This is a genomic window from Crinalium epipsammum PCC 9333, from assembly GCF_000317495.1.
GTDB lineage: Bacteria > Cyanobacteriota > Cyanobacteriia > Cyanobacteriales > PCC-9333 > Crinalium > Crinalium epipsammum.
Genome location: NC_019753.1, coordinates 4,499,961 through 4,524,196 on the forward strand (window position 1 = coordinate 4,499,961; position 24,236 = coordinate 4,524,196).

Sequence of the window (24,236 nt, forward strand, 5' to 3'; positions counted from 1 at the left end):
TTATCAGTCAGTGTTCAAAAATTCTAAGTAACCATTACTTAATTCCTTAACTGCTAGATCATAAAACTGCTTACCATGCTCAGGGGTTGCTAAGGCAGGATTAGAACCCATCCGCCCGTCGGGATAACGCTTGCGGAAGTCAGCAGCACCATAAATTTTGTGTCCAGAACCCACTTCTGCTGATAAAGCTGCTTGTTTTATTGCTTCAGGATAAATATACTGCGTTAATGCCACCTCGCTGGGAGTCGCATGAGATCCTTCCTCATGGCCATACAATTCTTTTGCCAATTTGTAAACAGAACTGCACATAAACCAGTTACCAATTTGGCACTGTACCAAATCAGCATTAGGAATGTTTAAATCTGCTAAATGAGCGTAAGTTTCTGCAAAAGCTGCTTTGAGTGTGGCAATATTGCCACCATGACCATTAATAAATAAAAACTTAGTAAATCCCGCTTTTACTAAGCAACTAATATAATCTTTGATCACTAAAATCATAGTACTGGGACGTAAACTAATTGTCCCAGGGAAACCAGTATGGTGTAGTGCCATACCAACATTAATAGTAGGGGCAACCATAGCATTTACAGCATCACCCACACCACGCGCGATCGCTTCTGCACAAATTGCATCAGTTCCAATCAAACCAGTTGGTCCATGTTGCTCAGTTGAACCAATTGGTAAAATTATCCCTTGAGATTGCTTTAAATAAACTTCTACTTCAGACCAAGTACTTAAGTGCAACAGCATTTTTTTACAATTATTAGTTACCAGTTTTCAAAAATTAATTTTTTGCAAAAATCAGTTATTCCATCTGTGTTTATCTGTGTACATCTGTGGTTAATTATCTAAAATTTGACTTATGCACTGTTACAACCATGAGTTTTGACTTACAAAAAAAGATGGAAAATTCTCTCCTCTCTCCTCCCCCCTCCCTCCTCTCTGCTCCCTAATGATAATTTTTTATATAAGATTCTAGTGGCTGATTTTAGTGTATACCTTTGGTTAGAGCTTCTGAAATAGAGTTTTATCATGCTTACTCTAGATATGCCGAAAAGTCCCTCCAGCACAAAACTAGGGCAGACAAGCCGAATTCTGTTGGTAGAAGACGAAGACTTAATTCGGGAGATGCTAGTTGTCTCCTTGCAAGAAGAAGGTTATGAAGTCGTCACTGCCATCGACGGGCGGACAGCATTAACATTTCTCCAAAATCCTGAAACCACAAACATTGAATTTCCCTTCGATCTAATTATCTTAGATTTAATGCTGCCTCAAGTTAACGGGCTAGATTTATGTCGATTGCTGAGACATCAAGGAAACCCTGTGCCAATTTTGATTGTCAGTGCTAAGGCTAGTGAAACAGACCGAGTTTTAGGTCTTGAAGTAGGTGCTGATGACTACATTACTAAACCATTCAGTATGCGGGAATTGATTGCCCGTTGCCGTGCATTATTACGACGGCATCGCTTCAGCTTTTCAACTCCAACTCCTGTACTGCAATATAAGGATATAGTTGTTTATCCCCAAGAGTGCCGAGTGTTAATCCGCTCGGAAGAAGTCAATCTTTCGCCCAAAGAGTTTCGACTGTTAGAATTATTTATGAGTTATCCCCGTCGGGTTTGGTCACGGGAGCAGTTGATCGACCAAGTGTGGGGAGGAGATTTTGTTGGAGATACTAAAACTGTAGATGTGCATATTCGCTGGTTGCGAGAAAAATTAGAGCGAGATCCTAGTCAGCCGGAATATCTCATCACCGTTCGTGGATTTGGCTACCGCTTTGGTTAATGATAGTTGGTCATTGCAAATATTCTTTACCACCTTTAAAAAGGTAGGTAAATTAAGGAATAAGACAAAATGACCGTCATTGCATTTTTGCTAGGGCTGGCAATAGGAATTGGGCTGTGGTTTTGGCGACAAACTGTATGGCATCGGCAAATGCAGCAAATGCTGGATTTGTTGGAAACAGGAGGTGCTGAGGGTACTTCATTGCCGATCGCTTCTCGCTTACGCATGGGCATTAGCTTAGTTAAGCAGCAACGTCAACAGCAAGAAATATTGCTACAAAGTTGGCGACAGTTGCTCGAACTAGCACCAATTGGTTATCTGCACATTGATGAAGACAACCAATTGATTTGGTGCAATCATCAGGCAAGACAACTATTGCAGATTTATAAATGGGAGTCTGCCCAAGCTAGGTTATTGCTAGAAGTAGTGCGATCTTTTGAATTAGATCAACTAATTGAAGAAACACGCCAACGACAGCAAAAGTGCGAACTGGAATGGCTGTTCCACCCAGCTTATAAGGAAGCTGCACAATTTAACCAAGTGCGATCGCACCTATCACCTGAACCACAAATATTTTCCCAAACTAGCAATGCAGCGATCGCCTTAAAAGCATACAGCTTGCCTTTACCACACGGACAAGTGGGAGTTTTTATAGAAAACCAACAACCAATAGTAGAACTTTCTCAATCACGCGATCGCTGGGTTTCAGATCTTGCTCACGAACTCAGAACACCTTTAACCTCTATCCGTTTAGTCACAGAAAATTTACAGGGTCGTCTACAACCTCCCTTTAGTCGCTGGGTGGAGCAAATGCTCCCAGAAATTAATCGTTTGATTAGTTTAGTCCAAGACTTCCTCGAACTAACTCATTTAGAGCAAAACCCCAGTAAATATCTCCACCTCACACCCGTTGATCTAGGAGAATTAATTGACTCAGTTTGGCAGAAACTAGAGCCACTTACGACACAAAAACAACTTAGCTTGTTAAAAATCCAACCAAAAGAAATTGTATTTTATGCTGATTCTGCTCGACTGACTCAAGTTTTTTTAAATTTATTTGACAACAGTATTAAATACAGCCCCATAGCAGGAACTATTCGCTGTGAAATTAATCTCATCCCTAATGGGGATACAGCCGAAATAATTCAAGTTAATATTATTGATTCAGGCAACGGCTTCGCCGAAGCAGATTTACCTTATGTGTTTGATCGACTTTATCGAGGTGAACCCTCAAGACATCGCCAGCAGCTAGATACAGGTAGTTCCAACTCAGCGCCAGTAAGTACGGGTAGTGGATTGGGGCTTGCTATAGTTAAACAAATCATCCTAGCTCACGATGGTTCTATAAGAGCCAAAAACGATCCCCAAACAGGCGGTGCGTGGCTACAAATAGAACTACCGCTAACTTAAATTTATCTAACAGAGCAAATTACAAATTTACTTAACATCAAAGAAATTCGGAAATGGTGTTAGTCCACACCACACAAATTAAAAATTTAAGTCACCCTAGATAATAGCGTCGTTTTTTTACAAGAATTAGGGGTGTATATTCAAAACGTTAACCAAGAAAGAACCCAGTTCAATCGCAAAACCAAGCGTATAGAACAGGATGTTCTGCGGATGGGAGCTTTGGTGGAAAACTCCTTTCGTCTGAGTCATCAAGCTTTATTTGCCAGCAACTTAGCTGCGGCTAAAAAAATTCCCATATTAGATAAGCAAGTTGATCGCTTCTATCACCAAATTGAGCTAGATTGTGCTGCTTTGATGACACTTGAAGCACCTGTTGCCCAAGATTTACGGATGTTAAACGCTTTTATCCAAATGGTACGAGATCTAGAGCGCATCGGTGATTACGCTAAAAACTTAGGCGAGATTGCTATAAAACTATTTCCTTACTCGCCTCATCCCTGCTTAAGTGAGATAGAGTTAATGTCTCATCAGGCTCAAGCCATGCTATCAGCAAGTTTAGCAGCTTTGGCAGATATGGATGCAGTAGCAGGGCATCGAGTGAAGCAGCTAGATGATGTTGTAGACGATGCCTACGAAAAAATTTATCAAACGTTGGCTTATCAAAAAGATATTAAAGGTGTTGTAGAGCCGATTTTATTATTGTGTTTAACGATTCGTCATTTAGAAAGAATGGCGGATCATGCTACGAATATTGGTCAACGAGTAAAATACATCGTCACAGGTAATTTTTCTTAAATTTAACCTGTTGATTAACCAATGTTAGCTAAATTTTAAATTTACGCCATTAATATTCATTTAGGATTAACGCTTAACTTACAGCCTAAGCCTGGAATTAACCACTGAATTTTTCAGCCAGTAGTCACTGTCCGATTTAATTAAGTGCGATCGCTCAACCGTACTCTCTTAATAGATTAGTAATTTCATCTAGCTAAAGATGTAGGAATATGTGATCTGCACTACACAGAATGTAAACTTTTGTGAGATAATACCTTAGTGAGAAAAATTGTCTGGAAAGCCCATCAAAGCTAAGTCCAGTTAGGTGTGAGGAAAAAACCATGTCCAGAATTTTTTGGAACACTTTCAAAGTAGCTCCAGCCATTGCAGCATCATTATTAATTGCTAGTAACAGCCTAGCAGCCGAGAGCGTTACGGAACAAACGGCGACTGTTCCAACGGAAGAAACCACCATCGCCCAAACTTCCCCAGTTAGCTCAGAAGTACCTGCTGACACCAATAATATTGAACAATTGCAGCGCTACAACAGCGAAATTAGTGGTGAAGATGGCATGAGCCAAGTCACTAATGTTTCTCAATTTCGAGATGTCCAACCTTCTGACTGGGCTTATGAAGCTTTATCACGAGTTGTGCAAACTTATGGATGTTTGCAAGGATATCCTGATGGCACATATCGCGGCAATCGGGCGCTATCACGTTATGAATTTGCGGCTGGTTTGAATGCTTGTCTTAGACAAATAGAAGCTTTGATTGGCAGAACACCAACACCTGGGGGGGGTGGTGTTTCTGACAGCGACTTACAAACACTACGACGATTAACTGAGGAATTTCGGACAGAACTGACAACTTTAGGTACACGGGTAAACAACCTAGAAGGTCGTACAGCCTTTATCGAACAACGTCAGTTTTCTACCACAACTAAGCTAGTTGGTGAAGTAGTCATTGCAGCTAGTGAAGTATTTGGTAAGAGTGGTCCTACTACTAATGGTCAGACTGCTGACAATGTAGAACCTATCCTCTCAAATCGTGTTCGTCTCAATCTTGATACCAGTTTCACGGGTAAAGACCGTTTGAGAACCCGTCTACAAGCCAGAAACACCGTACCGTTCAGTGGTGCTTTAACAGGTACCAACATGACACGCTTAGGGTTTGATGGAGATAATCAGAACGATATTGAGATTCATCGTCTAGAATATCGCTTCCCCGTAACGCCTAACGCCAACATTTTCTTGAGTGCTACCGGAACCGAGTACAACGACATTATTTATACATTCAATCCCTTATTAGAAAGTGCTGCTAGTGGCTCTATTTCCCGCTTTGGGCGCTTCAACCCAATTTATCGGACAAGCGCTGAAGGTGCAAGTGCAGTTCTTGACTATAAATTAAGCAAACAAGTAGGGCTATCTTTAGGCTACGCAGTTCCCAGAAATATTGCCAATAGACCTGAAACTGATACTCCTACGCAACCTGGTCTTAGCCTTTTTAATGGTTCTTATGCAGCCTTAGCTCAATTGGCTTTCCGCCCTAGTAATGCGGTAGGTTTAGGTTTGACATACGTGCGATCTTTTAGTAATCCACCCCCTAATCCTAATCCAAGCGGTCTTGGTGCTATTGGAGCTATTGGTGTTTCATCTGGAACTGGCAGCGCCTTTGCTAATCAACCTTTTGGGGCGAATACTCCTACTACAACTAATCAATATGGTGTAGAAGCCAGCTTCAGGTTAAGCCCTCGATTCGTAGTTTCGGGCTGGGCAGGTTATACCCAAGCTGAAGCCGCAGGTGATACTGGAATTGCCCGCCTTGGTTCTTCTGCTGATATTTGGAACTACGCCGTCACCTTAGCTTTACCTGACTTTGGTAAACAAGGCAACGTATTAGGCTTTGTGTTCGGTATGCCACCCAAAGTTACCCAAAATGAGGTTACCACTCGTCAGGATAACAGGGGTACCTCCTATCACGTAGAAGGTTTCTATCGTTATCGCCTGACTGACAATGTTGAAATCACACCTGGTGTGTTTGCCATTCTCAATCCACAACACAACGACAACAACGACACTCTTTATGTAGGTACTCTCCGTACTACATTTAGGTTCTAAGCTAAGTTTGGCTAGTAATCTCTCGTTCCCAAGCTATAGCCTGGGAACAAACAAGAGGATGCTCTGCATTCGTTGATAACTGACAAGACTAAAGCTACGCCTGAAAGCTAGATCCCCCCTAGCCCCCCTTATTAAGGGGGGGACATTCAAAGTCCCCCTTTTTAAGGGGGATTTAGGGGGATCTCTGCGTAAGTTTTGTATTGAAAACGGTGCAAGATCTCAGTTAGTATGCTTAAGATAGTTTTTAATCAATAACAACTAATTAAGCCAATGGCTCAACTTAAAATAATTAATAATTTTGATACCAGCTTTACGCTGGAACAGGATGCCAAAGAAACTTTGTTTAATTTACTCAAGGGCGAAAGCTTTCTCAAGCAACTAACTGATAACTTGCAATCTCAGGCAGTTGAATTTACGGAACTAATATTCCAGCCTGTTCCTTATAGTGAAGCTACACCTAAAGGAATGCCTGCTGAATATGAAGTTTACCATAACTCACCGGATTACATAATTATCAACGTGCCACCTAATTTTATGTTTCAATCAAAAATCTTCAAGCCTAGCCGCCTTTGTGCGATTTATCGAAAAATTGGATAAAAGCTTGTAGGATTTAATCAATGACTAATTCAACTGAAATACCATCTATCGCTAGTCTGGAATATATTCCCTATATTGATGAAACTGGTAATTTGCCGGAAAGTCTACAGGGAAAAATTGGAGTATATGCAATTTTTGATAACGACAAGGTGTTACAATTAGTTGCTTATTCTCGTGATGTTTATCTTAGTCTTAAGCAACATTTAGTTCGCCAGCCGAAAAAATGTTATTGGCTAAAATATCAAACTATTGAACGTCCCAACCGCACTATTTTAGAAAGTATCCAGAATAGCTGGATTGAAGAAAATGGCTATATTCCTGTGGGAAATAAAACGGCTCAAGCGGAGTGGAATGATCCTATTGATACTAAGTCGGCAATGACGGAGGAGGAGCAGGAAAATTTTGCCAAACAGGATGAAGTAGGGCAAATAAAATTATTAAAAAAAGTAGCCCGAAGAGTTGAAGAAACAATTTTGTCAGAGATCAAAACTCGTGGAGTGCAAACAGAAATTAGGTTTAATCCTAAGTTAAAAGAAAGCGGCTTACTAGATTTGAAATAAAATCTGCCTTTGGTAAGGGCAGGTTTAAGAGAGATTTTTGTAGGATAGTAAGATTAAGGTCAACCCGTCCCTACAAGAAGATTTATTTATTACTACAAATACGGGAGAGCAGAACTGATAATTGTTAATTGTTAATTGTTAATTGTTAATTGTTTTATGGCGCTAACACTACTAAACAATCGCTATCGCACTATTCAAGATTTGGGAAGTGGTGGGTTTGGCAACACTTTTCTAGCAGAAGATACCCATATGCCTTCTGCGCGTCGCTGTGTGATTAAACAACTTAAGCCAGTGACGAATAACCCCCAAATGTACCAGCAAGTGCAAGCAAGATTTCAGCGCGAAGCTGCTGTTTTAGAGGCGTTAGGGGAGGTAAGTAAGCAAATACCTCAGCTATATGCTTATTTTTCTGAAGCTGGTCAATTCTATTTGGTTCAAGAATGGGTTGATGGCGATACGTTGACAAAAATTATTGAGCGTCAAGGGGCATTACCTGAAAAAACTGTCAGAGATATTCTGGTGAGTCTTCTATCTGTTTTGGAGTATGTGCATAGTAAACAGATGGTTCACCGAGATATTAAACCAGATAATATTATTGTGCGCGATCGCGATCGCCAACCCGTATTAATTGATTTTGGTGCGGTGAAAGAAGCAATGGGTAGCACTAACCAAACAATGGTAATTGGTACACCAGGTTTTATGCCTAGCGAGCAGGCTGCTGGACAACCAGTTTATGCTACTGATCTTTATAGTTTAGGAGTAACTGCTATCTATTTACTTACGGGTAAAATGCCACAAGATTTGCCAACAGATCCCGGTACTGGGATGATTATGTGGCATGGTAGCGCCCCAGGTGTAAGTCCTAGTTTAGCTAGTGTTTTGGATAAGACTATTCAACCACATCCGCGCGATCGCTTCTCGACTGCAAAAGAAATGCTCAATGCTTTGCAGAAGAGTGTTAATTCCCCAGTTTCTAATCCGCTTGGAACACAGGCAACAGTAGCAGTATCACCTGTTGGCAGACAATATCAACCATCCCCACAAAATACTCCTGTCGTTACTCCTAGTCAGCCCAATATAATCACATCGAATGAATCACGCTGGCTCAAACCTTGGGTACTAGCAATTTTAATTATCTGCGGCTTTGTTGGTAGTGCGATCGCTTTCAACCGAATTTTTAATAAAAATACTGATCCAACGCCTCAAGTAGCATCATCCCCGCCATCACAACCAACGAATAGAAATACAGAGGAAACAAACGAGTCTGATTCTTCTAATTCACAGAAAGAAATACCACCAGTTATTTCAGAATCTTCGTCTCCATTACCATCTAAATCGCCTAAACCTTCAATTCTTTCACAACCACAGGCAACGGAGCAACCGCCAGTTATTATAGCATCGCCCTCACCAATAGTAGAGCGATCGCCTTCACCAGTAATTAAATCTGATAATAGTCAAAACCAAAATAGATCTGATCAAGTTCCAGCATTTCCTACAGGTACACCTATAAGTAATGTACAAGAAACACTAGGGAAACCACGTATAAATGCTAGAGGAGTTTGGGGAAATACTCGCGCTGTCGTCTATAAATTAAAACCTAATCAAATTGATCTGGGTTATTTATACGATCGCAATACAGAAAATATTCGCCAAACAGAAGTATCCTTTTCCAATTCAGTAGATCCGCAACTAATGTTAAATACTTTAGATGGATTATTAGAAGGTGGAGCAACCCCAGAAATTAAACAGGGCTTGTTACGAGTTCAACAAGGTAGAAACAATTCGTTTACTTTTACTCAAGGCTCATTAAAAGGTCAGATAGTACAACAAGATTGTGGTTTTATTTATATTAGTATTTGGGAAGCTGATTTACATAACTTTAATGTATCTAGTTCACGAAAGTGCTAAATTATCTAGCTAAATTTTCTGGTTTTCTGCACCAATCTAAAATGCTATCTACTTCTAAAGATTCCCAGACAACTTTTTTAATTCCCAGAGCAAGAGCTTTTTCTTCAAAATATTGAATTGTTAAAGCTGATAAATCATTACCAATAAAAGCAGAATCATACTTGATATTTAAGCAATTTTCTACTTTATAATCTTTATTTAATGATTTGACGATTACCAGCCCGATAGATAATTGGCAGTATTGCAGCAATAAGCCGTGATGTTCATCTAGGGAGTCTAGGTATAAGGCGATCGCTCTATTATAGAATTCTGATTGATTCATAATAATGTCCTAAAATGTCCCCATGTCTCTAGCCCCACTTCTAGTGAACTAGCAATAGTTATACTGTAATGACGAAAAGTAACCACTTTTGATTCAAGCCACACCTAAATTCCCTGAGAAGCTGATGAGTGCAGCTTTCCTCGTAACCTGGCAGTGGACAGTTGCTAAAATGGCTCAGTTAGAGAAGTGATATCCATAAAAGTCAACTCTCCTATAAATTATTGGTATCTGGAAAGCTGACTGACATTCATCAATATAAGGATCAGCAAATGACGCAGCAGCTATTAAACAACCGCTATCTCTTGATTAAAGCATTAGCTACAGGCGGGTTTGGCGATACTTTTCTAGCAGAAGACACCCAAATGCCGTCTCAACGACGGTGTGTAATAAAACGCCTAAAACCTATTTCCAACAATCCACAAGTTTATCAGATAGTCAAAGAACGTTTTCAACGAGAAGCCGCTATTTTAGAACAATTGGGTGACGTTAATACCCAAATACCTCATTTGTATGCCTATTTTGAAGCGGATGGGCATTTTTACTTAATTCAACAGTGGATAGAAGGCGAAACTCTATCCCAAAAAGTACAACAGCAAGGGGTATTACCTGAAAATGATGTACGAGATATTTTAATCAGTTTATTACCAGTATTAGATTATATTCACTCTCATCGGATCGTACATAGAGATATCAAGCCCGATAACATTATTTTTCGCCGTCAAGATCAAAAACCAATATTAATTGATTTCGGTGCTGTTAAAGAAACGATGGCAACAGTAGTAAATTCGCCAGGTAATACTACCAGTTCGATTGTAATTGGTACACCTGGATTTATGCCTAGTGAACAGACAGCAGGTAGACCTCTCTATGCGAGTGATTTATATAGTTTAGGATTAACAGCAATTTATCTTTTAACTGGCAAGTTACCACAACAATTAGAAACTGATATTCAAACTGGCGAAATTATCTGGCACGATTCTACATTAAATGTCAGCCCTAGTTTTGCTGCTGTGTTAGATAAGGCAATTCAGTCGCATCCGCGCGATCGCTATCCTACAGCTAAAGATATGCTTGAGGCATTACAATCCTCCCTCCCATCCATTCCCCCCACGATAAATATTTATCAACCAGCACCAATATATCCAAATCCTACTTTGCCACCGCCTGCAACCTTACCAATACAAACAGCACCGACTAACTCAGGAAATCGTTTTAATGCTCTAATTTTTGGCAGTATGATTTCTCTCAGTTTGATTGTTGCATCCTTAGTTATTGCTTATATATTCAAACCATCGCCCGAAGTAGTTACAAAAACAAATTCACCTTCTCCTCAATCTTCCCCAACACCGATTAATAATATTCCCAGTAGTAATATTTCAACAACAAATCCACCTTCTCCTCAATCTTCCCCAACACCAATTAATAATATTCCCAGTAGTAATACTTCACCTACTGTAGTTGAATCACCTCAAGATATCAATACTCCTACTTCTAGCAATTTCAATATACCAGCACAACAAGACCAGACAGACGAATACGCATGGCTCACATCTAGAAGAGTTACAGAGGCTGATTTAACTGGTAGAACTGCTGTTGAATTAGATATTATGAGAAATTCTATTTATGCACGTCATGGTAGAACATTTCGTAATTCAGCATTACAAAGCCACTTTAATAAACAATCGTGGTATCGACCTATATATTCACCGGACGAATTTACTAACAACTTACTTTCAGATGTAGAAAAATGGAATGCAGCATACATCTTAAAGTATCAAAAAGACAATAAGTTAACGTGGTTTAAATAGTGTATCCCAAGCTTCTCCGTAATAATACTTACATTTTTTAAACTGTTTCACCGTAATATAAGTTTTATATCTTTTTTATACTTATAATAATTTTCTGATTTTTTTAGGGAAATCTAGATCAAGAGAATTTGCTAAAAAAATTAAGGGCTACTTGTTATGAATATTGAAGAATTACTAAGACGATATGCAGCCGGAGAAAGAGATTTTCGTGAAATTAACTTAGTGGGAGCCAACCTGAGCGGAGCAAATCTGAGCGGGGCAGATTTATCAGGGGCATCTTTTGGATCAGCTAACCTCAGCAGAGCTTCCTTAAGAGGGGCAAAACTGAAGGGCGCGTTTTTGTATGGTACAGATTTAAGTTTTGCCAAGCTCAACGATGCAAATTTAGTAGACGCAGATTTGACAAAAGCCAGCCTCAAAGGAGCAGTTTTAATTAAAGCAAATCTCAAGGGATCAAAACTTAGTGGTGCGACTCTAACAGCAGTAAATTTACGTGGCGCTAACTTAGAAGGGGTTAACCTTTGTGGAGCAAACCTCAGTGGCATTAACCTTCATTCAGCTAACTTAGTTGAGGCTAAACTAAGTTGGGCAAATCTCACTGGAGCCAGAATGAGTGGAGCCAAGTTAGCTGCTGCATCACTCACCGGAATTAAACTTAGAGGTGCATGGTTAAACGGCGTTGACTTACGTGGAGTAGATCTTGATGGTGTAGATCTAAGTGAGGCAAAACTTAGTGGCACCAACTTAACTAACGCAAATTTACCAGCAGCTAACTTAAGTGATGCCCAAATGCGAGTTGCCATTTTAACCCAAATCAATCTACGTGCAGCTAACTTAAATGGCACATGGTTGAATAAGGCAAACCTGAGCGATGCGAACTTGAGTAAAGCAGACTTGAGTGATGCTCATCTGAGTGATGCTAACCTTAGTGGAGCAAACTTAAATGGTGCTAATTTATATGAGGCAGATTTAAGTAGGGCTAACCTAAATAGTGCATATTTATGGGCAGCCCAGCTAGATGTAGCAAATTTAAATGGTGCAAATTTAAATGGTGCAAGTATGCGTGGAGCGAATCTCGACGATGCTGAACTAGAAAACGCTTTATACAATCAACAGACAGTTTTTCCTGAAGGTTTTGATCCACACCAAGCTGGAGCTTACTTTACTGGTAGCCCATTAGTTGCAGCCTGAGCCACAATCTACTCACTAACTGATTTAAAAATTATTATGCTTAAGCAAGTATGGTAAAAGATAACACCATACTTGCTTAAATTTATCTATCAAACATCTCTAGAAATTAATGGTGCGTTATAAAGAAATCTTATAGAGATGTGCAATAGCGCGTCTCTACATTCTAATTTGCTCTAAGTTTGTAATTTTATTTACTGTTATTATTCATCAACCAATGGTATTATCACAGCTAGTACTTGAGATAGCACTTGTCCTAAATTTTTAATATTATAATTTTGATCAACTATCAAAAGATAGATTTTGCTGATTAATAAAATCAACAAATAGTAACTCAGGTTTTTGTGATTAAGTACACCAAAAATTTAGCTTTAGATCAATTAGGTGTAAAGTATGAGCTATAAGTCGGAAGTAAAATTGGATCAACGTGACCAAGAAATTGCCGCTTTAGAGAAAGAACTTAACCTTGCCGATCAATTGATTAAGAAGCTAAAGCGACAGAATACAGTTCTGAAACATAGAATTAATTTTTTAGAAAATAACTCTCGCCCACATCCTGCATTAGTAGCCAGTCGAGGTAATAGTCCGCGCCCTAATAAGCGTGAATATCCGCCTGGAAAAGGTGGCGCACTTGTGCGTCAGCAACGATCTAAAACCCGTGCTATTAAACTTTGGAGGTTAAGAGTAGCTACGATCGCGATCGCACTTCTTGGGTTTACCTTGGTAAATTGGGCAGTAAGTAGCCTGACTAAGCTCAAGCCAAATGAAAATCCTAAATCAGTAGCCGCAAAATTAGCATCAGCCAGCTTATCCGGTCAACAGTCAACGATACCTGCTTGGGCAAAAGCATCCTCACAAGATATTCCTACTCGACAGTCAGGAAAAGAAGATTTAGAAATTGTTTATAACCTCACTACACCCCCCCAATTTCAACCTAGTGAAAAATTACAAGTAATTGTTGATGAATTAGTTGCGATCGCAGATAGCAAAAAACTACCTACGAAAGATTTATCAATTACTTTAATTGACGCTAAAACTGGCGAAATAGCTGGATATCAACAAAAGGAACTTAGATATCCAGCTAGTGTAGTTAAAATGTTTTGGATGGTAGCTTTGTATGGACAATTAGAAAATGGTATCTGGAAAAATCCCCAAGATTTTAATCTATATACTTCTAAAATGATTGAACACTCCAATAACGATGCCTCAAGTTTTATACTTGACCATATAACTAATACTAAATCTCAAGATAAGTTACCAGATAACCAATTTACGGTATGGCTAAATCAACGTGATTCAGTGAACAGATTTTTTAGTTCAGCAGGATATGAAGGAATTAATATTAATCAAAAAACCTATCCGATTTACTATTTGAGGATGGAAGAACCCGCAGGCACAGAATCACAAATGAGAGGCGATCCGGAACGTCCCTTGCGTAATGTAATTACGACTGATCATTCTGCTAGATTACTATATGAAATTTGTTTAACTAAACAAGCCATTTCAGCAGTAGCCAGTGAAAAAATGTGTGGGTTGCTGAAAAGAGATTTAAAACCTGAAGCTTGGAAAACAAATTCAGAAACATCTGAAGATTTTAATCCCATAGTGGGTTTTTCAGGTCAGTCTTTACGTGATAGCGAGGTTAATTTTTATTCCAAAGCTGGCTTAACTTCTAGTACAAGACAAGAAGCAGCATTTGTGGCAACAAAAGATAATTCAACGGCATACGTTATAGCAATTGCTGGTGGCGATCGCGCCTACTCTTCTGACTATAAATTATTTCCTAAAATGTCAAGTGTAGTATTTGAAAAAATGGTTGAGCGCAGTGCGCGTAAGTAATTGATTTATAAAAAAGGAGCCTTTATGTGGCTCCTTTTTTAATCAAACTCAAAAGGCAGTAACTATTATTTGATACTTACCTTAGCACCGGATTCTTCAAGCTGTTTCTTAGCATCTTCAGCAGCATCCTTAGCAATAGCTTCTTTAACTGCTTTAGGTGTAGATTCAACTAAATCTTTAGCTTCCTTCAAACCTAGACCAGTCAAGGTACGAACAACCTTAAGAACAGAAATCTTCTTGTCAGCAGGAACTTCTTCCAAAATGACATCAAATTCAGTTTTTTCTTCTACTTCTTCGGTTGGGGTACCACCACCAGGAGGCATCATCACCATGCCACCAACAGGAGCAGCAGCACTAACTCCAAAAGCTTCTTCAATTTGCTTAACGAGTTCTGAAGCTTCTAAAAGAGTCAGAGATTTTAATCTTTCTAAAATTTCTTCAGTTGCAGCAGACATGAGTTACCTCTACTAAAATTTAATTGTGTTGACATTGGTAGCTATTAGCAATTAGCTATTAGCTTTCAGTTTCCAAAAGCGGAGCCGCTTCTGCGTCGCTGTTGCTATTATCCTTATCGGCATAAGCTTGGAGTCCTCGTGCCAGTGATGCTGGAACTTCGTTGATGCCCAAAGCCAGCTTCGTTGCTACGCCATTGATAGCGCCAGCAATCTGAGCCATGAGTTGCTCCTTGGATGGTAAGTCGCCAATCGCTTTGACTTGGTTTTGATCCAAAGCGCGACCTTCCATCACGCCACCGCGAAGTTCAGTCTTCTTGCTGACTTTTTGGAACTCTTGGTATGCCTTAATTGCGCCGCCAATGTCTTCTTTGACGAGCAAAAATGCGGAAGAACCTTGGAGGAATTCCGTCATTGGTTCCCAATTTTGATCGCCTTCAACGGCAATCCGCATAAAGGTGTTTTTTGTCACCTTACAAACAGCACCTTTAGGAATCAGACGCTGCCGCAAGTCTGTGATTTCAGCAACAGACAAGCCTTGGTAGTCGATGACTACAGCCAACTGGGAATCACTTAAAGTTTCCTTGAGTTCAGCGATAATCGCACTTTTATTTTCTTTAGTTCTACCCATCTTTTCTCACCTCCTTTGTCCAGATTTCAAAATCCCTTTCCTCAGATAGCCTTCCCCAGACAAAGCCAAAACAAAACCCCGGATATTAAGCCGAGGTTTTGGTTGACATTTTTGGTCGCGCCATTTTTTTAGTGGCAAGACTAATTCTGTCTCAATCAACCTCGGCAGGATATTAAGCAATAGCGCCTGCTGTCTTTGGTGTCTATTCAGTTAATTGGTTTGGGATTTTGAGCATGAAATTTGAGACTTACTCTCAAATTCAAATTATGCAGCCTCGTTAAGTTTTAGGTCACGCAGGGCGTTAACATCTACTTCAATAGAGGGACCCATTGTCGCAGCTACATATATACTGCGCCAGTAACGTCCCTTGGCTCCAGAAGGACGGTTGCGGTCAATTGTTTCTTGCAACGCCTTAAGGTTGGTTAGCAAGTCTTGGGCTGAAAAAGAAGCCTTACCAAACATAACATGAACAATGCCTGTACGATCGGCTCTAAATTCTAATTTACCAGCTTTGAATTCTGCGATCGCACCTGCCAAATCAAATGTTACCGTACCACCCTTGGGAGAAGGCATCAAACCACGGGGACCAAGCACCCGACCTAGTTTGGCAACCTGGGGCATCATATCTGGGGTAGCAATTAGCAAGTCGAAATCCATCATCCCTTTTTGGATGTCTTCAATCAACTCTTCTGAACCAGCAATATCTGCACCATTAGTTGATGCCTCATTAACTTTTTCACCTCTAGCAATTACCGCTACCCGCACCTCTTGACCAGTGCCTTTAGGTAGCGCCACCGTCGTCCGTAATTGTTGGTCGGTGTATTTCGGGTCAATTCCTAAACGAATATGAGCTTCTGCCGACTCTGGAAATTTAGCCGTAGCTGTTTCCTTTAACAGATTTAAAGCCTCTGTTGGGTCGTAAGCTCGGTCTTCAACTCTTTCTAGCAGTGCTTGAAATCTACGAGAAACTTTCTTTGCCATTTTATTCTCCTGGGGTAAATAGCGAGTTACCTCTTCCCCTTCAACGCTTGTAAACTTGAAATTTCGTTCTAGGTTGATTCAATCAACTCATCAACTGAGAAGTGCCAGAGAATGCTCTAATCGTTGATAGTGACACCCATATTACGGGCGGTTCCTTCAATAATTTTTACTGCCGCGTCAATATCATTAGCATTGAGGTCAGGCATTTTTGTTTGAGCAATTTCTTGCAACTGGGCGCGACTCAATGAACCAACTTTCTTTTTGTTAGGTTCGTTTGATCCTCGCTCAATTCCTGCTGCTTTTCTAATCAAAACAGAAGCAGGTGGCGTTTTCAGTACAAAAGTAAAACTCCGGTCTTCATAAACCGAAATTTCTACCGGAATTACCATGCCAGCTTGATCGGCGGTGCGGGCGTTATACTCTTTGCAGAACGCCATAATGTTCACACCATGTTGACCCAGTGCTGGACCTACAGGGGGCGCAGGGTTGGCTTTCCCTGCATTCAGAGCCAATTTAACTACTGCAACAACTTTCTTTGCCATTTCTTGTTAGCTTTGTTTCTGAACCTGATTAAACTCTAATTCTACGGGCGTATCACGTCCGAAAATAGATAGTAACGCTTTTAGTTTGCTCCTTTCGGGGCTAACTTCAATTACTTCACCCTCAAAATCTTTAAACGGCCCCGACAGAACAATTATTTTATCTCCTGCTGCCAAATGAGTTTTGACTACTGGCTCTTGTTCTGTAGCTTGTTTAAAGATGCGTTCAACTTCTGTAACACTTAGCGGCACAGGTTTAACGTGACCACGCCCCCGCCCATAACCGCGTTTTTGCTCAGAACCCACAAAGTTAATCACATTTGGGGTATTTTTGACTACCTGCCAAGCATCATCGTTGATTTTTTCCTCGCCGTCTTCATCTCGCCAAAGCCGCATTTTTACTAGCACATAGCCAGGAAACACTTTTTCTTCTGATGGTGAGCGTGAACCATCTTTGCGAATTTTGACGGTGGGGGTTTGAGGTATCTCTACTTGGAGAACCCAATCAGCAACATCAAACGATTGAATGCGCTGTTCTAGGTTGCTTTTAACCCGCTTTTCACAGCCAGAAGCTACCTGCACAGCATACCATCGGGGTTGTATGGTTGCCCCTGCTTGGTGCGCGGCATCATCGTATGATTCGTCCGCTGCAAAAGTCATAAAAACACCTTTCCTGCTACCCAAGCGAAGAAGTTATCCACCAAATAAATTATTGTTGCAGAAAGAGATACCATCAAGATTACAGCCAAAGATTCACTAATCAACTGCTGACGACTAGGCCAAACAACTTTGCTTAGTTCTTCTTTGCTGCTATCAAAGAATTCCACTGGGCTAAACCCAGCTTTCTTTTCTTCTATCTCTGCTTCACTTTTCTTCGCCACAATAGTTTACGTCCCCGCTTGCTACATAGTTGTGAAAAGTTTACTGTTAATACAGCCTTTAAACTAAACACAACAACAATTCTACCCAATAATAGGATATCTCATGCTATATCTACCCCAGAGTGGATGCTAAAGATCGCAAATTCAGAGGAAATATAGCTTTTTTTAATTGTTGTGTTTTAATGAGAGCGTGTCCTTCTGGACTTTTGCTCCCAACATTTAAGTATATTAGCTAATTAGCACTAATCTAGTATTATAACAAAACTTACTATTAATAGTCAAGATTATTGTTTTTATTTAATTAATAAACAAAAATTTCAGATGAGCTAAAAATTGGTATTTGTGGTTTTTGGTACGCGCCCTGGAGGACTTGAACCCCCGACATCAGGTTTTGGAGACCTGCGTTCTACCAACTGAACTAAGAGCGCACAAATTGATCGTAAGCAAACTTAACTGCTGATTTATTTTAACACACTTTCAAGGGGAATCACACTTTTTAATGAAAAATTAGCTGAAACTTCCTCAATTTGTACTTGGCGAGTAGAAATACTATCACTGTTAAGAGCTAATAGTGCCACAAAATAATTGAATATTATACAACCGAAATGGAAGTATAAATTACTACGCTTCACAAGCATGGTTGAAGCGTAAGATGTGTGGCACATTGCTCAACTGCTAACAGCATACTTGTGTGAGGATTGGATTAAATCTCACGATCAAAGCGTTGTTTGATGCGGGTAGCCTTACCAACGAGATCGCGTAGATAATAAAGTTTAGCGCGACGCACTTTACCGCGACGCAATACTTTAATGCTGTCGATCCGAGGGGAGTGGAGTAGAAAAACCCGCTCTACGCCTACACCTTGAAAGGTGCGACGTACAGTAATGCTTTTGTTAATTCCACTACGGGCTTGGGCAATGACGACACCTTCGTAAGGCTGTACCCGTTGCTTACCGCCTTCAATGACTCTTACTCCCACCTTTACGGTGTCACCTACGTTGATTGTAGGTAGGTCTGTTTTTAGATGTTCCGCTTCAATTGAGCGAATGATTTCTTGAGCGTTCATGGGGTTTTAAAAAACTCACAGTCTAATATCATACCTCAAGAAACTGGCAAGCACCATAAAAATTTTGGTGTTTCTCTAGTAGTACTGAAAAATACTGCTTTTTGGTCATGGGTTATAGCTCATGGGTCATTGATAATTGTTGATTGTTAATTGTTAATTGTATGTATGAGCGATCGCATCTCTTGTGGAAATGCTCGATTCACCGCGTTGAGTAATGGTTTAGTACGCTTGGAATGGTCGCCTACAGGTGAGTTTGAGGATCGTTGTACTGTGCAGGTGTTTACACGACCCGATCCTGTACCATTTAAGGCGATCGCATTTACTGATGGAGTACTACGCCTAGATACTGACTATATCCAGATTACTTACAAGCCTGATTCTGAGCGATTCAACGACGCTAATTTGCAAATAAGTTGGCAATGCGGCAAGCTTTCGGGAAGCTGGACACCTTCAAGTGTTGACTATGATAATTTAGGTGGAACGTTCAGTAGTTTAGATCTGATCCACCGCAACTTTAAACCTGTTGGGGTGCATCCAGCATCAGTTGAGGCAAGCTATCCTGATACCCAAGAATGGATTTATAAAACATTACAACAAGCACATAGAATTGTACGCGATCGCGGTGAACAAACAGAGTTTGAAGATCCGCCTTTATGGTATTGGGCTAATTTTTGCCCTGAAGAGTTTCCTCCCCATATTCAAGAATTTTGGAAACAGTGGCAGCATTTTCCGCCTGGAATACTTAGTAAAAGTGGTTATAGCGTATTAAATGATTCTGATAGTGCAGCAATAGAAGAGGGTTGGTTAAGCGATCGCACTTCTTTTGATAAAACAGATCAACCTCAAATTAACCAAAATCTGACATCGCAAGATTGGTATTTCTTTGCTTATGGTTTAGATTATGCCCAAGCACTACAAGACTTTGTGAAATTATGTGGACGCATCCCCATGTTGCCACGTTGGGCTTATGGAGTATGGTTTTCACTATTCGGGCGACTAGATGAATCAGATTATCAACAACTTGTCAAGCAATTTGATGAGAAAAATTTACCTTTAAGTGTATTAATTTTAGATGTAGATTGGCACGGTGCGGGGTGGTGTGGTTGGGATTGGAATAATGAATTATTTCCTAATCCTCCAGCTTTTTTAGAGTGGGGACATAATTTAGGGTTACGCTTTGGGGCGAATGTTCATACAGAAGGTTTATCACCCAGAGATAGTAAATTTGAAATGCTTTGTCGAGTGAGAGGATTAGATCCAGCAGATGTCAAAGCTGGAAAAGTGTTTGCAACCAAAAACCCAACTTCTGATTGGATTTTTCACTCTTGGCAACCGGATGGTAGTGGTTCTTTTGAAGCCACACCTGAAGAGATGAAAGAAGGCTGGTTGTTATTTAATTTAGCTGATGAAGAACAAGCCAACTTGTTTATGCAGGTTTTGCATATTCCGCGTGAACAAGATGGCATTGATTTTTGGTGGATTGATGGAACAAATGCGATCCATAAGGGTGTAAATTCCCAGTTATGGACTAATCATGTTTATTACAATCATTCACAATCTCAAAATAACCGCCGTGCGATGATTCTGTCGCGTACTGGTGGTATCGGTTCCCATCGTTACCCGTTGCAGTTTTCCGCAGATACTTATTCACATTGGGAAGTTTTAGAGTTTTTGGTTAATTTTACGGCGCAAGCGGGGAATGTTGGGGTTGCTTATTGGTCGCATGATTTGGGAGGATTTTATAATCATTTGTTAGGCGCACCGACGATTGATCCCGAATTATTTGTGCGCTGGATACAGTTTGGTTGTTGGAGTCCAATTGTACGCTTACATTCGGATCATGGAGTGCGGGAACCTTGGGCTTATGGGCGGAGGGTTTTGCAAGCTATTCGCGCAGCTTTCCATACGCGCATGGAATTTATTCCATATTTTTATCATTTAAGCCGAGTTGCTTATGATACTGGTTTGCCGATTTGTCGCCCGTTGTATTTAGGTTATGGGGATGATGTAGAAGCTTATCAGACACCAACTGAGTATTTGTTAGGCGATCGCATTTTAGTTGCCCCAATAGTTGAAGCTGGCTGTTACCGTCGAGTATATCTACCTTCAGGCATTTGGTGGGAACGAGCAACAAATAAATCATACCCAGGAAATCAGCACTTAGATTTATACGTTCCTCTCGATCAAGTACCAATATTTATCCAAGCTGGGGCTATTTTACCTCTACAACCAGTTACTCTGCGCGTGGAAACTTCTCCACCTAGCTGTCTAATTTTAGAAGTATATGCAGGGGGAGAAGGTGAATTAGATTTATATGAAGATGACGGCGAAAGCACAGCATACCAAAGTAATGCAGGTAGTCGCCGCTTATTTACTCAAACTTGTGATGGGGAAAATTATATTTTTACCTGCGAACCATTACGAGGAAGTTATCTAGGAATGTCTCAAGAACGTAATTTTAAAATTCGTTGGATTGGAATAGTTCCTAATAGTCAAATTGAGGTTATTGGTGTAAAACTTAGTAATGCGCGTTGGGTAGGCGAAGTGTTGGAAGTCACCCTAGAGGAAGTCCCTCAGACATCAAGTTGGCGTTTAGTTGTAGGGGCAGGTTTGGAAAATAATTAATTTATAACATTGGTCATGGTTAATTGTTAATTGTCTTAATGCAACCAATGGGGAGCTTCAGTAATTAGTTCTTCCAAAGATTTGCTATCTAAAGGTTTAGAGAAATAAAACCCTTGTCCCTGTCCTTTATTAGATCCCATTTGCTGAAGGAGTTCATTTTGCTCTTTAGTTTCAATTCCTTCTGCCACAATATAGACTCCTAGATTCTCGGCTAGGTTAATAATTGCCTGAACAATTTCTCCTCCATCACGTTCTTTAGACATCCGGTCGATAAAGGAACGATCAATTTTTAAGGCATCAAAAGGAAACTGATGTAAATAACTTAAAGATGAATATCCTGTACCGAAGTCATCAATATAAATCTGCACGCCTATATTTTTTAACTGTAACAACATTTTGATGGCATTCTCGGCATTTTCCATAATCACACTTTCAGTGATTTCTAGTTTTAAACAAGCAGGATTGATTTTAGTTTCTAGCAAAATTGATTTAATCTTATCTATTAAATTGCTTTCTAGGAATTGTTTACAAGAAATATTCACACTCATGGTTAAGGGCTGATTTGGTTGAAAACGTTCTTGCCATTCCTTAAGTTGTAGGCAAGCTTGACGTAGTATCCAATAACCAATCGGTACAATTAATCCAGTTTCTTCAGCTATAGGAATAAACTCTACTGGAGAAACTTTTCCCCGTTCTGGATGATGCCAACGTAGTAGTGCTTCAAAACCTACAAATTTGCCAGTGGAGAGTGCCACAATTGGCTGATAGTTAACTACAAATTCTTCACGCTCAACTGCATGGCGTAAATCATTTTCTATCTGCAACAATGTAATTGCTCGCGTGTGCATCTGTGGATCAAATACTTGATAACGTGCTTTTCCAAGTGATTTGGCACGATACATTGCTATGTCAGCATTCCGCAGCAGTTCTTCTGGTTTATTAGAACCAGTTGTGTCCAATGCTATTCCAATGCTGACGCTGGTGAATATGTCGTAATCATTAATCTTAAAAGGCGATATCAATCGCTGTTTTATTCGCTCGGCAATTTCGGTGGCATCGTCTACTGACTGAATATCCTCTAATAAAATAACAAATTCATCTCCTCCTAGACGGGCTATAGTATCTCCAGAACGAGTAGCATTTACCAATCTTTCAACAAACGCAATTAATAGTTGATCTCCAATATGATGCCCTAGACTATCGTTAACAACTTTAAAGCGATCAAGGTCTAGGAATAGCACAGCAAATGAATAATCTTTCCGTCTTTTAGCCCTCTCAATTGCGTGCTGTAGTTGGAAGATTAACAAAGCTCGATTAGATAAACCAGTTAGTGGATCGTGAAAAGCATCATGGGTTAGTTGTGCTTCAATTTCCTTTCTTCTGCTAATATCGGTTTGAGAACCTACCATGCGATAAGTTTTGTCATCAGCATCTTTAACAGCAATTCCTTGGCTGAGTACCCAACGATATGTTCCATCTTTATGTAAAATTTGACATTCACTTTCAAACCGAGGTGTAACTCCTTCTATATGAGCAGCAAGTTCTGCTTTAACACGCTCGCTTTCTTCGGGATGTATCCGATTTAGCCATTCATTTGGGGTATTACCAATTTCGTTTTCCTGATAGCCCAGCATTGATTTCCAACGGCAGGAAAAATAAATTTCATTAGTATTTAAATCCCAATCCCATAAACCATCATTAGCTGCCATAGCTGCTAGTGCATATCGCTCTTCACTTTTAAGTAGAGCCGCTTCTGTTCGTTTGCGATCGCTAATATCAACTAAATAAATTCTAATCAGGCGGCTTTCGGCAATGTAATATACTGATTGCTCAAAAATAGCGCTATTAACTTCTACTTCTCTGACAAAAAAATCTTTTTTTTCTTGTTCAAATGTATCAAGTAACCCAACTAAAACTGCGTGGTCTAACTTAATTATTTGAAGGTCAGGAAATTGCATGATTGCTGCTGGATTAAGATAGGTTATTTCACCACTAATATCAATTTCGATAATTGGGCTAGGCAATAATTCGGGGAAAGAAGCTAGCCTTAGTAAAGCAGATTCACTTAATAAATCAACATCTTCTTCATCAGAAACTAATGTATCATTTGGATCAAAAGAATCATTAGAACTTTCGTCAAATCTTTCTTGTTCACAATCTTCTAAAATATCTTGCTCAGAAAAATTAGCCTCTACCATCAGGTAGACTGCTTTTGCATCTTTACCAAAAACAATAACATCTCTATGTTTTAAAGATTGTGACGAGACTAATTTCCCGTTGATAAAAATGCCGTTTCTGCTAGTTTCCCCCTGCAAATTACCATCAATGATTTTAAATACAAAACTGTTGTTTTTTGTATCTGTTACACGCAATAAAGTTGCATGATACCGAGAAACTATGGGAGAATAAATAATAATTGAATTTCTTAAGTCACGACCAAGTGAATATATACTATCTTCAAGGTTTATAAGTCTTTTGCCTTTAGTATCTTCAACTACTAAAACTACTTTTAATTCTTGCGGGTTAAAATTATTGGATAACTGATTCATAGTAGACACAAGGTTAATAATGTATGATGCAACCGATACAAGCGGTAATTAGGCTAGGAAATGGGTTAAAATAATCAATTGTCTATTCGTAATAGGCTAATAATTTTAGCATTGCTACTTAAGACTTAGTAAAAACTGGGTGAATTGTGGCAACTTGATTAGTTAGCTAGTGTTAAATTTCATCTTTAGGAAGAAATAAAAACT

At 39.7% G+C, this 24,236-nt stretch carries 21 protein-coding genes, 1 tRNA gene and 1 other annotated feature; of the genes, 11 read left to right on the top strand and 11 right to left on the bottom strand.

What is annotated here, in order from left to right:
• Positions 1 to 3: 3 nt before the first annotated feature.
• The gene (locus CRI9333_RS19485; protein ID WP_015204884.1) at positions 4 to 750 is read right to left on the bottom strand and encodes a creatininase family protein; all 747 of its coding nucleotides are present in this window, start codon (positions 748 to 750) and stop codon (positions 4 to 6) included.
• 282 nt (positions 751 to 1,032) lie between these two features.
• Here CRI9333_RS19485 and CRI9333_RS19490 point away from each other — a divergent pair, with 282 nt between their 5' ends.
• From CRI9333_RS19490 to CRI9333_RS19520, 7 genes are all read left to right on the top strand, one after another.
• On the top strand, positions 1,033 to 1,785 hold the full coding sequence (locus CRI9333_RS19490) for a winged helix-turn-helix domain-containing protein (protein WP_015204885.1): 753 nt from the start codon (positions 1,033 to 1,035) through the stop codon (positions 1,783 to 1,785).
• Positions 1,786 to 1,854: 69 nt separating this feature from the next.
• Positions 1,855 to 3,195: a sensor histidine kinase gene (locus CRI9333_RS19495; protein ID WP_015204886.1), complete on the top strand. Its 1,341-nt coding sequence runs from the start codon at positions 1,855 to 1,857 to the stop codon at positions 3,193 to 3,195.
• Between the two features lie 132 nt (positions 3,196 to 3,327).
• Positions 3,328 to 3,990: a phosphate signaling complex protein PhoU gene (gene phoU / locus CRI9333_RS19500; protein ID WP_015204887.1), complete on the top strand. Its 663-nt coding sequence runs from the start codon at positions 3,328 to 3,330 to the stop codon at positions 3,988 to 3,990.
• A gap of 320 nt (positions 3,991 to 4,310) precedes the next feature.
• Positions 4,311 to 6,086 carry an iron uptake porin gene (locus CRI9333_RS19505; protein WP_015204888.1) on the top strand — a complete coding sequence of 592 codons (1,776 nt, stop codon included), beginning with the start codon at positions 4,311 to 4,313 and terminating at the stop codon, positions 6,084 to 6,086.
• 270 nt (positions 6,087 to 6,356) lie between these two features.
• Positions 6,357 to 6,683 carry a hypothetical protein gene (locus CRI9333_RS19510; protein WP_015204889.1) on the top strand — a complete coding sequence of 109 codons (327 nt, stop codon included), beginning with the start codon at positions 6,357 to 6,359 and terminating at the stop codon, positions 6,681 to 6,683.
• Positions 6,684 to 6,703: 20 nt separating this feature from the next.
• Positions 6,704 to 7,243 (top strand): GIY-YIG nuclease family protein, encoded by a 540-nt coding sequence (locus CRI9333_RS19515; protein ID WP_015204890.1) that lies wholly within the window; start codon positions 6,704 to 6,706, stop codon positions 7,241 to 7,243.
• Between the two features lie 156 nt (positions 7,244 to 7,399).
• The gene (locus CRI9333_RS19520) at positions 7,400 to 9,151 is read left to right on the top strand and encodes a serine/threonine-protein kinase (protein WP_015204891.1); all 1,752 of its coding nucleotides are present in this window, start codon (positions 7,400 to 7,402) and stop codon (positions 9,149 to 9,151) included.
• Between the two features lies 1 nt (position 9,152).
• On the opposite strand, the gene CRI9333_RS19525 is transcribed toward CRI9333_RS19520, so the two are convergent.
• Complete coding sequence (locus tag CRI9333_RS19525) at positions 9,153 to 9,473, bottom strand: hypothetical protein (protein WP_015204892.1); 321 nt, start codon at positions 9,471 to 9,473, stop codon at positions 9,153 to 9,155.
• A 269-nt stretch (positions 9,474 to 9,742) separates the two neighbouring features.
• On the opposite strand from CRI9333_RS19525, the gene CRI9333_RS19530 reads away from it, so the two are divergent.
• The 3 genes from CRI9333_RS19530 to CRI9333_RS19540 all read left to right on the top strand — a co-directional run bounded on the left by CRI9333_RS19530 (position 9,743) and on the right by CRI9333_RS19540 (position 14,308).
• Positions 9,743 to 11,281 (top strand): protein kinase domain-containing protein, encoded by a 1,539-nt coding sequence (locus CRI9333_RS19530; RefSeq protein WP_015204893.1) that lies wholly within the window; start codon positions 9,743 to 9,745, stop codon positions 11,279 to 11,281.
• A 156-nt stretch (positions 11,282 to 11,437) separates the two neighbouring features.
• Positions 11,438 to 12,472 carry a pentapeptide repeat-containing protein gene (locus CRI9333_RS19535; RefSeq protein WP_015204894.1) on the top strand — a complete coding sequence of 345 codons (1,035 nt, stop codon included), beginning with the start codon at positions 11,438 to 11,440 and terminating at the stop codon, positions 12,470 to 12,472.
• 390 nt (positions 12,473 to 12,862) lie between these two features.
• Positions 12,863 to 14,308 (top strand): serine hydrolase, encoded by a 1,446-nt coding sequence (locus CRI9333_RS19540; protein ID WP_015204895.1) that lies wholly within the window; start codon positions 12,863 to 12,865, stop codon positions 14,306 to 14,308.
• A 65-nt stretch (positions 14,309 to 14,373) separates the two neighbouring features.
• On the opposite strand, the gene rplL is transcribed toward CRI9333_RS19540, so the two are convergent.
• From rplL to rplS, 8 genes are all read right to left on the bottom strand, one after another.
• Positions 14,374 to 14,763, bottom strand: a complete 390-nt coding sequence (rplL, locus tag CRI9333_RS19545; protein WP_015204896.1) for a 50S ribosomal protein L7/L12 — start codon at positions 14,761 to 14,763, stop codon at positions 14,374 to 14,376.
• Positions 14,764 to 14,821: 58 nt separating this feature from the next.
• Positions 14,822 to 15,391, bottom strand: a complete 570-nt coding sequence (gene rplJ / locus CRI9333_RS19550) for a 50S ribosomal protein L10 (RefSeq protein WP_015204897.1) — start codon at positions 15,389 to 15,391, stop codon at positions 14,822 to 14,824.
• 61 nt (positions 15,392 to 15,452) lie between these two features.
• Positions 15,453 to 15,608, bottom strand: a sequence feature (ribosomal protein L10 leader region).
• A 47-nt stretch (positions 15,609 to 15,655) separates the two neighbouring features.
• Entirely contained in the window at positions 15,656 to 16,372 is a 717-nt protein-coding gene (rplA, locus tag CRI9333_RS19555) for a 50S ribosomal protein L1 (RefSeq protein WP_015204898.1), read from the bottom strand.
• A 116-nt stretch (positions 16,373 to 16,488) separates the two neighbouring features.
• Positions 16,489 to 16,914: a 50S ribosomal protein L11 gene (rplK, locus tag CRI9333_RS19560; protein WP_015204899.1), complete on the bottom strand. Its 426-nt coding sequence runs from the start codon at positions 16,912 to 16,914 to the stop codon at positions 16,489 to 16,491.
• Between the two features lie 6 nt (positions 16,915 to 16,920).
• Positions 16,921 to 17,571, bottom strand: a complete 651-nt coding sequence (gene nusG, locus CRI9333_RS19565; protein ID WP_015204900.1) for a transcription termination/antitermination protein NusG — start codon at positions 17,569 to 17,571, stop codon at positions 16,921 to 16,923.
• Positions 17,568 to 17,792: a preprotein translocase subunit SecE gene (gene secE, locus CRI9333_RS19570; protein ID WP_015204901.1), complete on the bottom strand. Its 225-nt coding sequence runs from the start codon at positions 17,790 to 17,792 to the stop codon at positions 17,568 to 17,570. The genes nusG and secE overlap by 4 nt, the downstream gene beginning before the upstream one ends.
• Positions 17,793 to 18,147: 355 nt before the next feature.
• A tRNA-Trp gene (locus CRI9333_RS19575) sits at positions 18,148 to 18,220 on the bottom strand.
• Positions 18,221 to 18,495: 275 nt separating this feature from the next.
• On the bottom strand, positions 18,496 to 18,858 hold the full coding sequence (gene rplS / locus CRI9333_RS19580; RefSeq protein WP_015204903.1) for a 50S ribosomal protein L19: 363 nt from the start codon (positions 18,856 to 18,858) through the stop codon (positions 18,496 to 18,498).
• A gap of 165 nt (positions 18,859 to 19,023) precedes the next feature.
• Between rplS and CRI9333_RS19585 the strand changes: the two genes are divergently transcribed.
• Complete coding sequence (locus CRI9333_RS19585) at positions 19,024 to 21,483, top strand: glycoside hydrolase family 31 protein (protein ID WP_015204904.1); 2,460 nt, start codon at positions 19,024 to 19,026, stop codon at positions 21,481 to 21,483.
• A 35-nt stretch (positions 21,484 to 21,518) separates the two neighbouring features.
• On the opposite strand, the gene CRI9333_RS19590 is transcribed toward CRI9333_RS19585, so the two are convergent.
• Complete coding sequence (locus CRI9333_RS19590) at positions 21,519 to 24,032, bottom strand: EAL domain-containing protein (RefSeq protein ID WP_015204905.1); 2,514 nt, start codon at positions 24,030 to 24,032, stop codon at positions 21,519 to 21,521.
• Positions 24,033 to 24,236: the final 204 nt, after the last annotated feature.

Bases quoted from the DNA above. Each gene is read 5' to 3' on its own strand.
- nusG (WP_015204900.1), bottom strand. From the start codon at position 17,571: ATGACTTTTGCAGCGGACGAATCATACGATGATGCCGCGCACCAAGCA.
- CRI9333_RS19535 (WP_015204894.1), top strand. From the start codon at position 11,438: ATGAATATTGAAGAATTACTAAGACGATATGCAGCCGGAGAAAGAGAT.
- rplK (WP_015204899.1), bottom strand. From the start codon at position 16,914: ATGGCAAAGAAAGTTGTTGCAGTAGTTAAATTGGCTCTGAATGCAGGG.
- CRI9333_RS19515 (WP_015204890.1), top strand. From the start codon at position 6,704: ATGACTAATTCAACTGAAATACCATCTATCGCTAGTCTGGAATATATT.
- rplS (WP_015204903.1), bottom strand. From the start codon at position 18,858: ATGAACGCTCAAGAAATCATTCGCTCAATTGAAGCGGAACATCTAAAA.
- CRI9333_RS19540 (WP_015204895.1), top strand. From the start codon at position 12,863: ATGAGCTATAAGTCGGAAGTAAAATTGGATCAACGTGACCAAGAAATT.
- rplL (WP_015204896.1), bottom strand. From the start codon at position 14,763: ATGTCTGCTGCAACTGAAGAAATTTTAGAAAGATTAAAATCTCTGACT.
- CRI9333_RS19520 (WP_015204891.1), top strand. From the start codon at position 7,400: ATGGCGCTAACACTACTAAACAATCGCTATCGCACTATTCAAGATTTG.
- CRI9333_RS19490 (WP_015204885.1), top strand. From the start codon at position 1,033: ATGCTTACTCTAGATATGCCGAAAAGTCCCTCCAGCACAAAACTAGGG.
- CRI9333_RS19530 (WP_015204893.1), top strand. From the start codon at position 9,743: ATGACGCAGCAGCTATTAAACAACCGCTATCTCTTGATTAAAGCATTA.
- CRI9333_RS19590 (WP_015204905.1), bottom strand. From the start codon at position 24,032: ATGAATCAGTTATCCAATAATTTTAACCCGCAAGAATTAAAAGTAGTT.
- rplA (WP_015204898.1), bottom strand. From the start codon at position 16,372: ATGGCAAAGAAAGTTTCTCGTAGATTTCAAGCACTGCTAGAAAGAGTT.
- CRI9333_RS19585 (WP_015204904.1), top strand. From the start codon at position 19,024: ATGAGCGATCGCATCTCTTGTGGAAATGCTCGATTCACCGCGTTGAGT.
- rplJ (WP_015204897.1), bottom strand. From the start codon at position 15,391: ATGGGTAGAACTAAAGAAAATAAAAGTGCGATTATCGCTGAACTCAAG.
- CRI9333_RS19525 (WP_015204892.1), bottom strand. From the start codon at position 9,473: ATGAATCAATCAGAATTCTATAATAGAGCGATCGCCTTATACCTAGAC.
- CRI9333_RS19485 (WP_015204884.1), bottom strand. From the start codon at position 750: ATGCTGTTGCACTTAAGTACTTGGTCTGAAGTAGAAGTTTATTTAAAG.
- CRI9333_RS19510 (WP_015204889.1), top strand. From the start codon at position 6,357: ATGGCTCAACTTAAAATAATTAATAATTTTGATACCAGCTTTACGCTG.
- CRI9333_RS19495 (WP_015204886.1), top strand. From the start codon at position 1,855: ATGACCGTCATTGCATTTTTGCTAGGGCTGGCAATAGGAATTGGGCTG.
- CRI9333_RS19505 (WP_015204888.1), top strand. From the start codon at position 4,311: ATGTCCAGAATTTTTTGGAACACTTTCAAAGTAGCTCCAGCCATTGCA.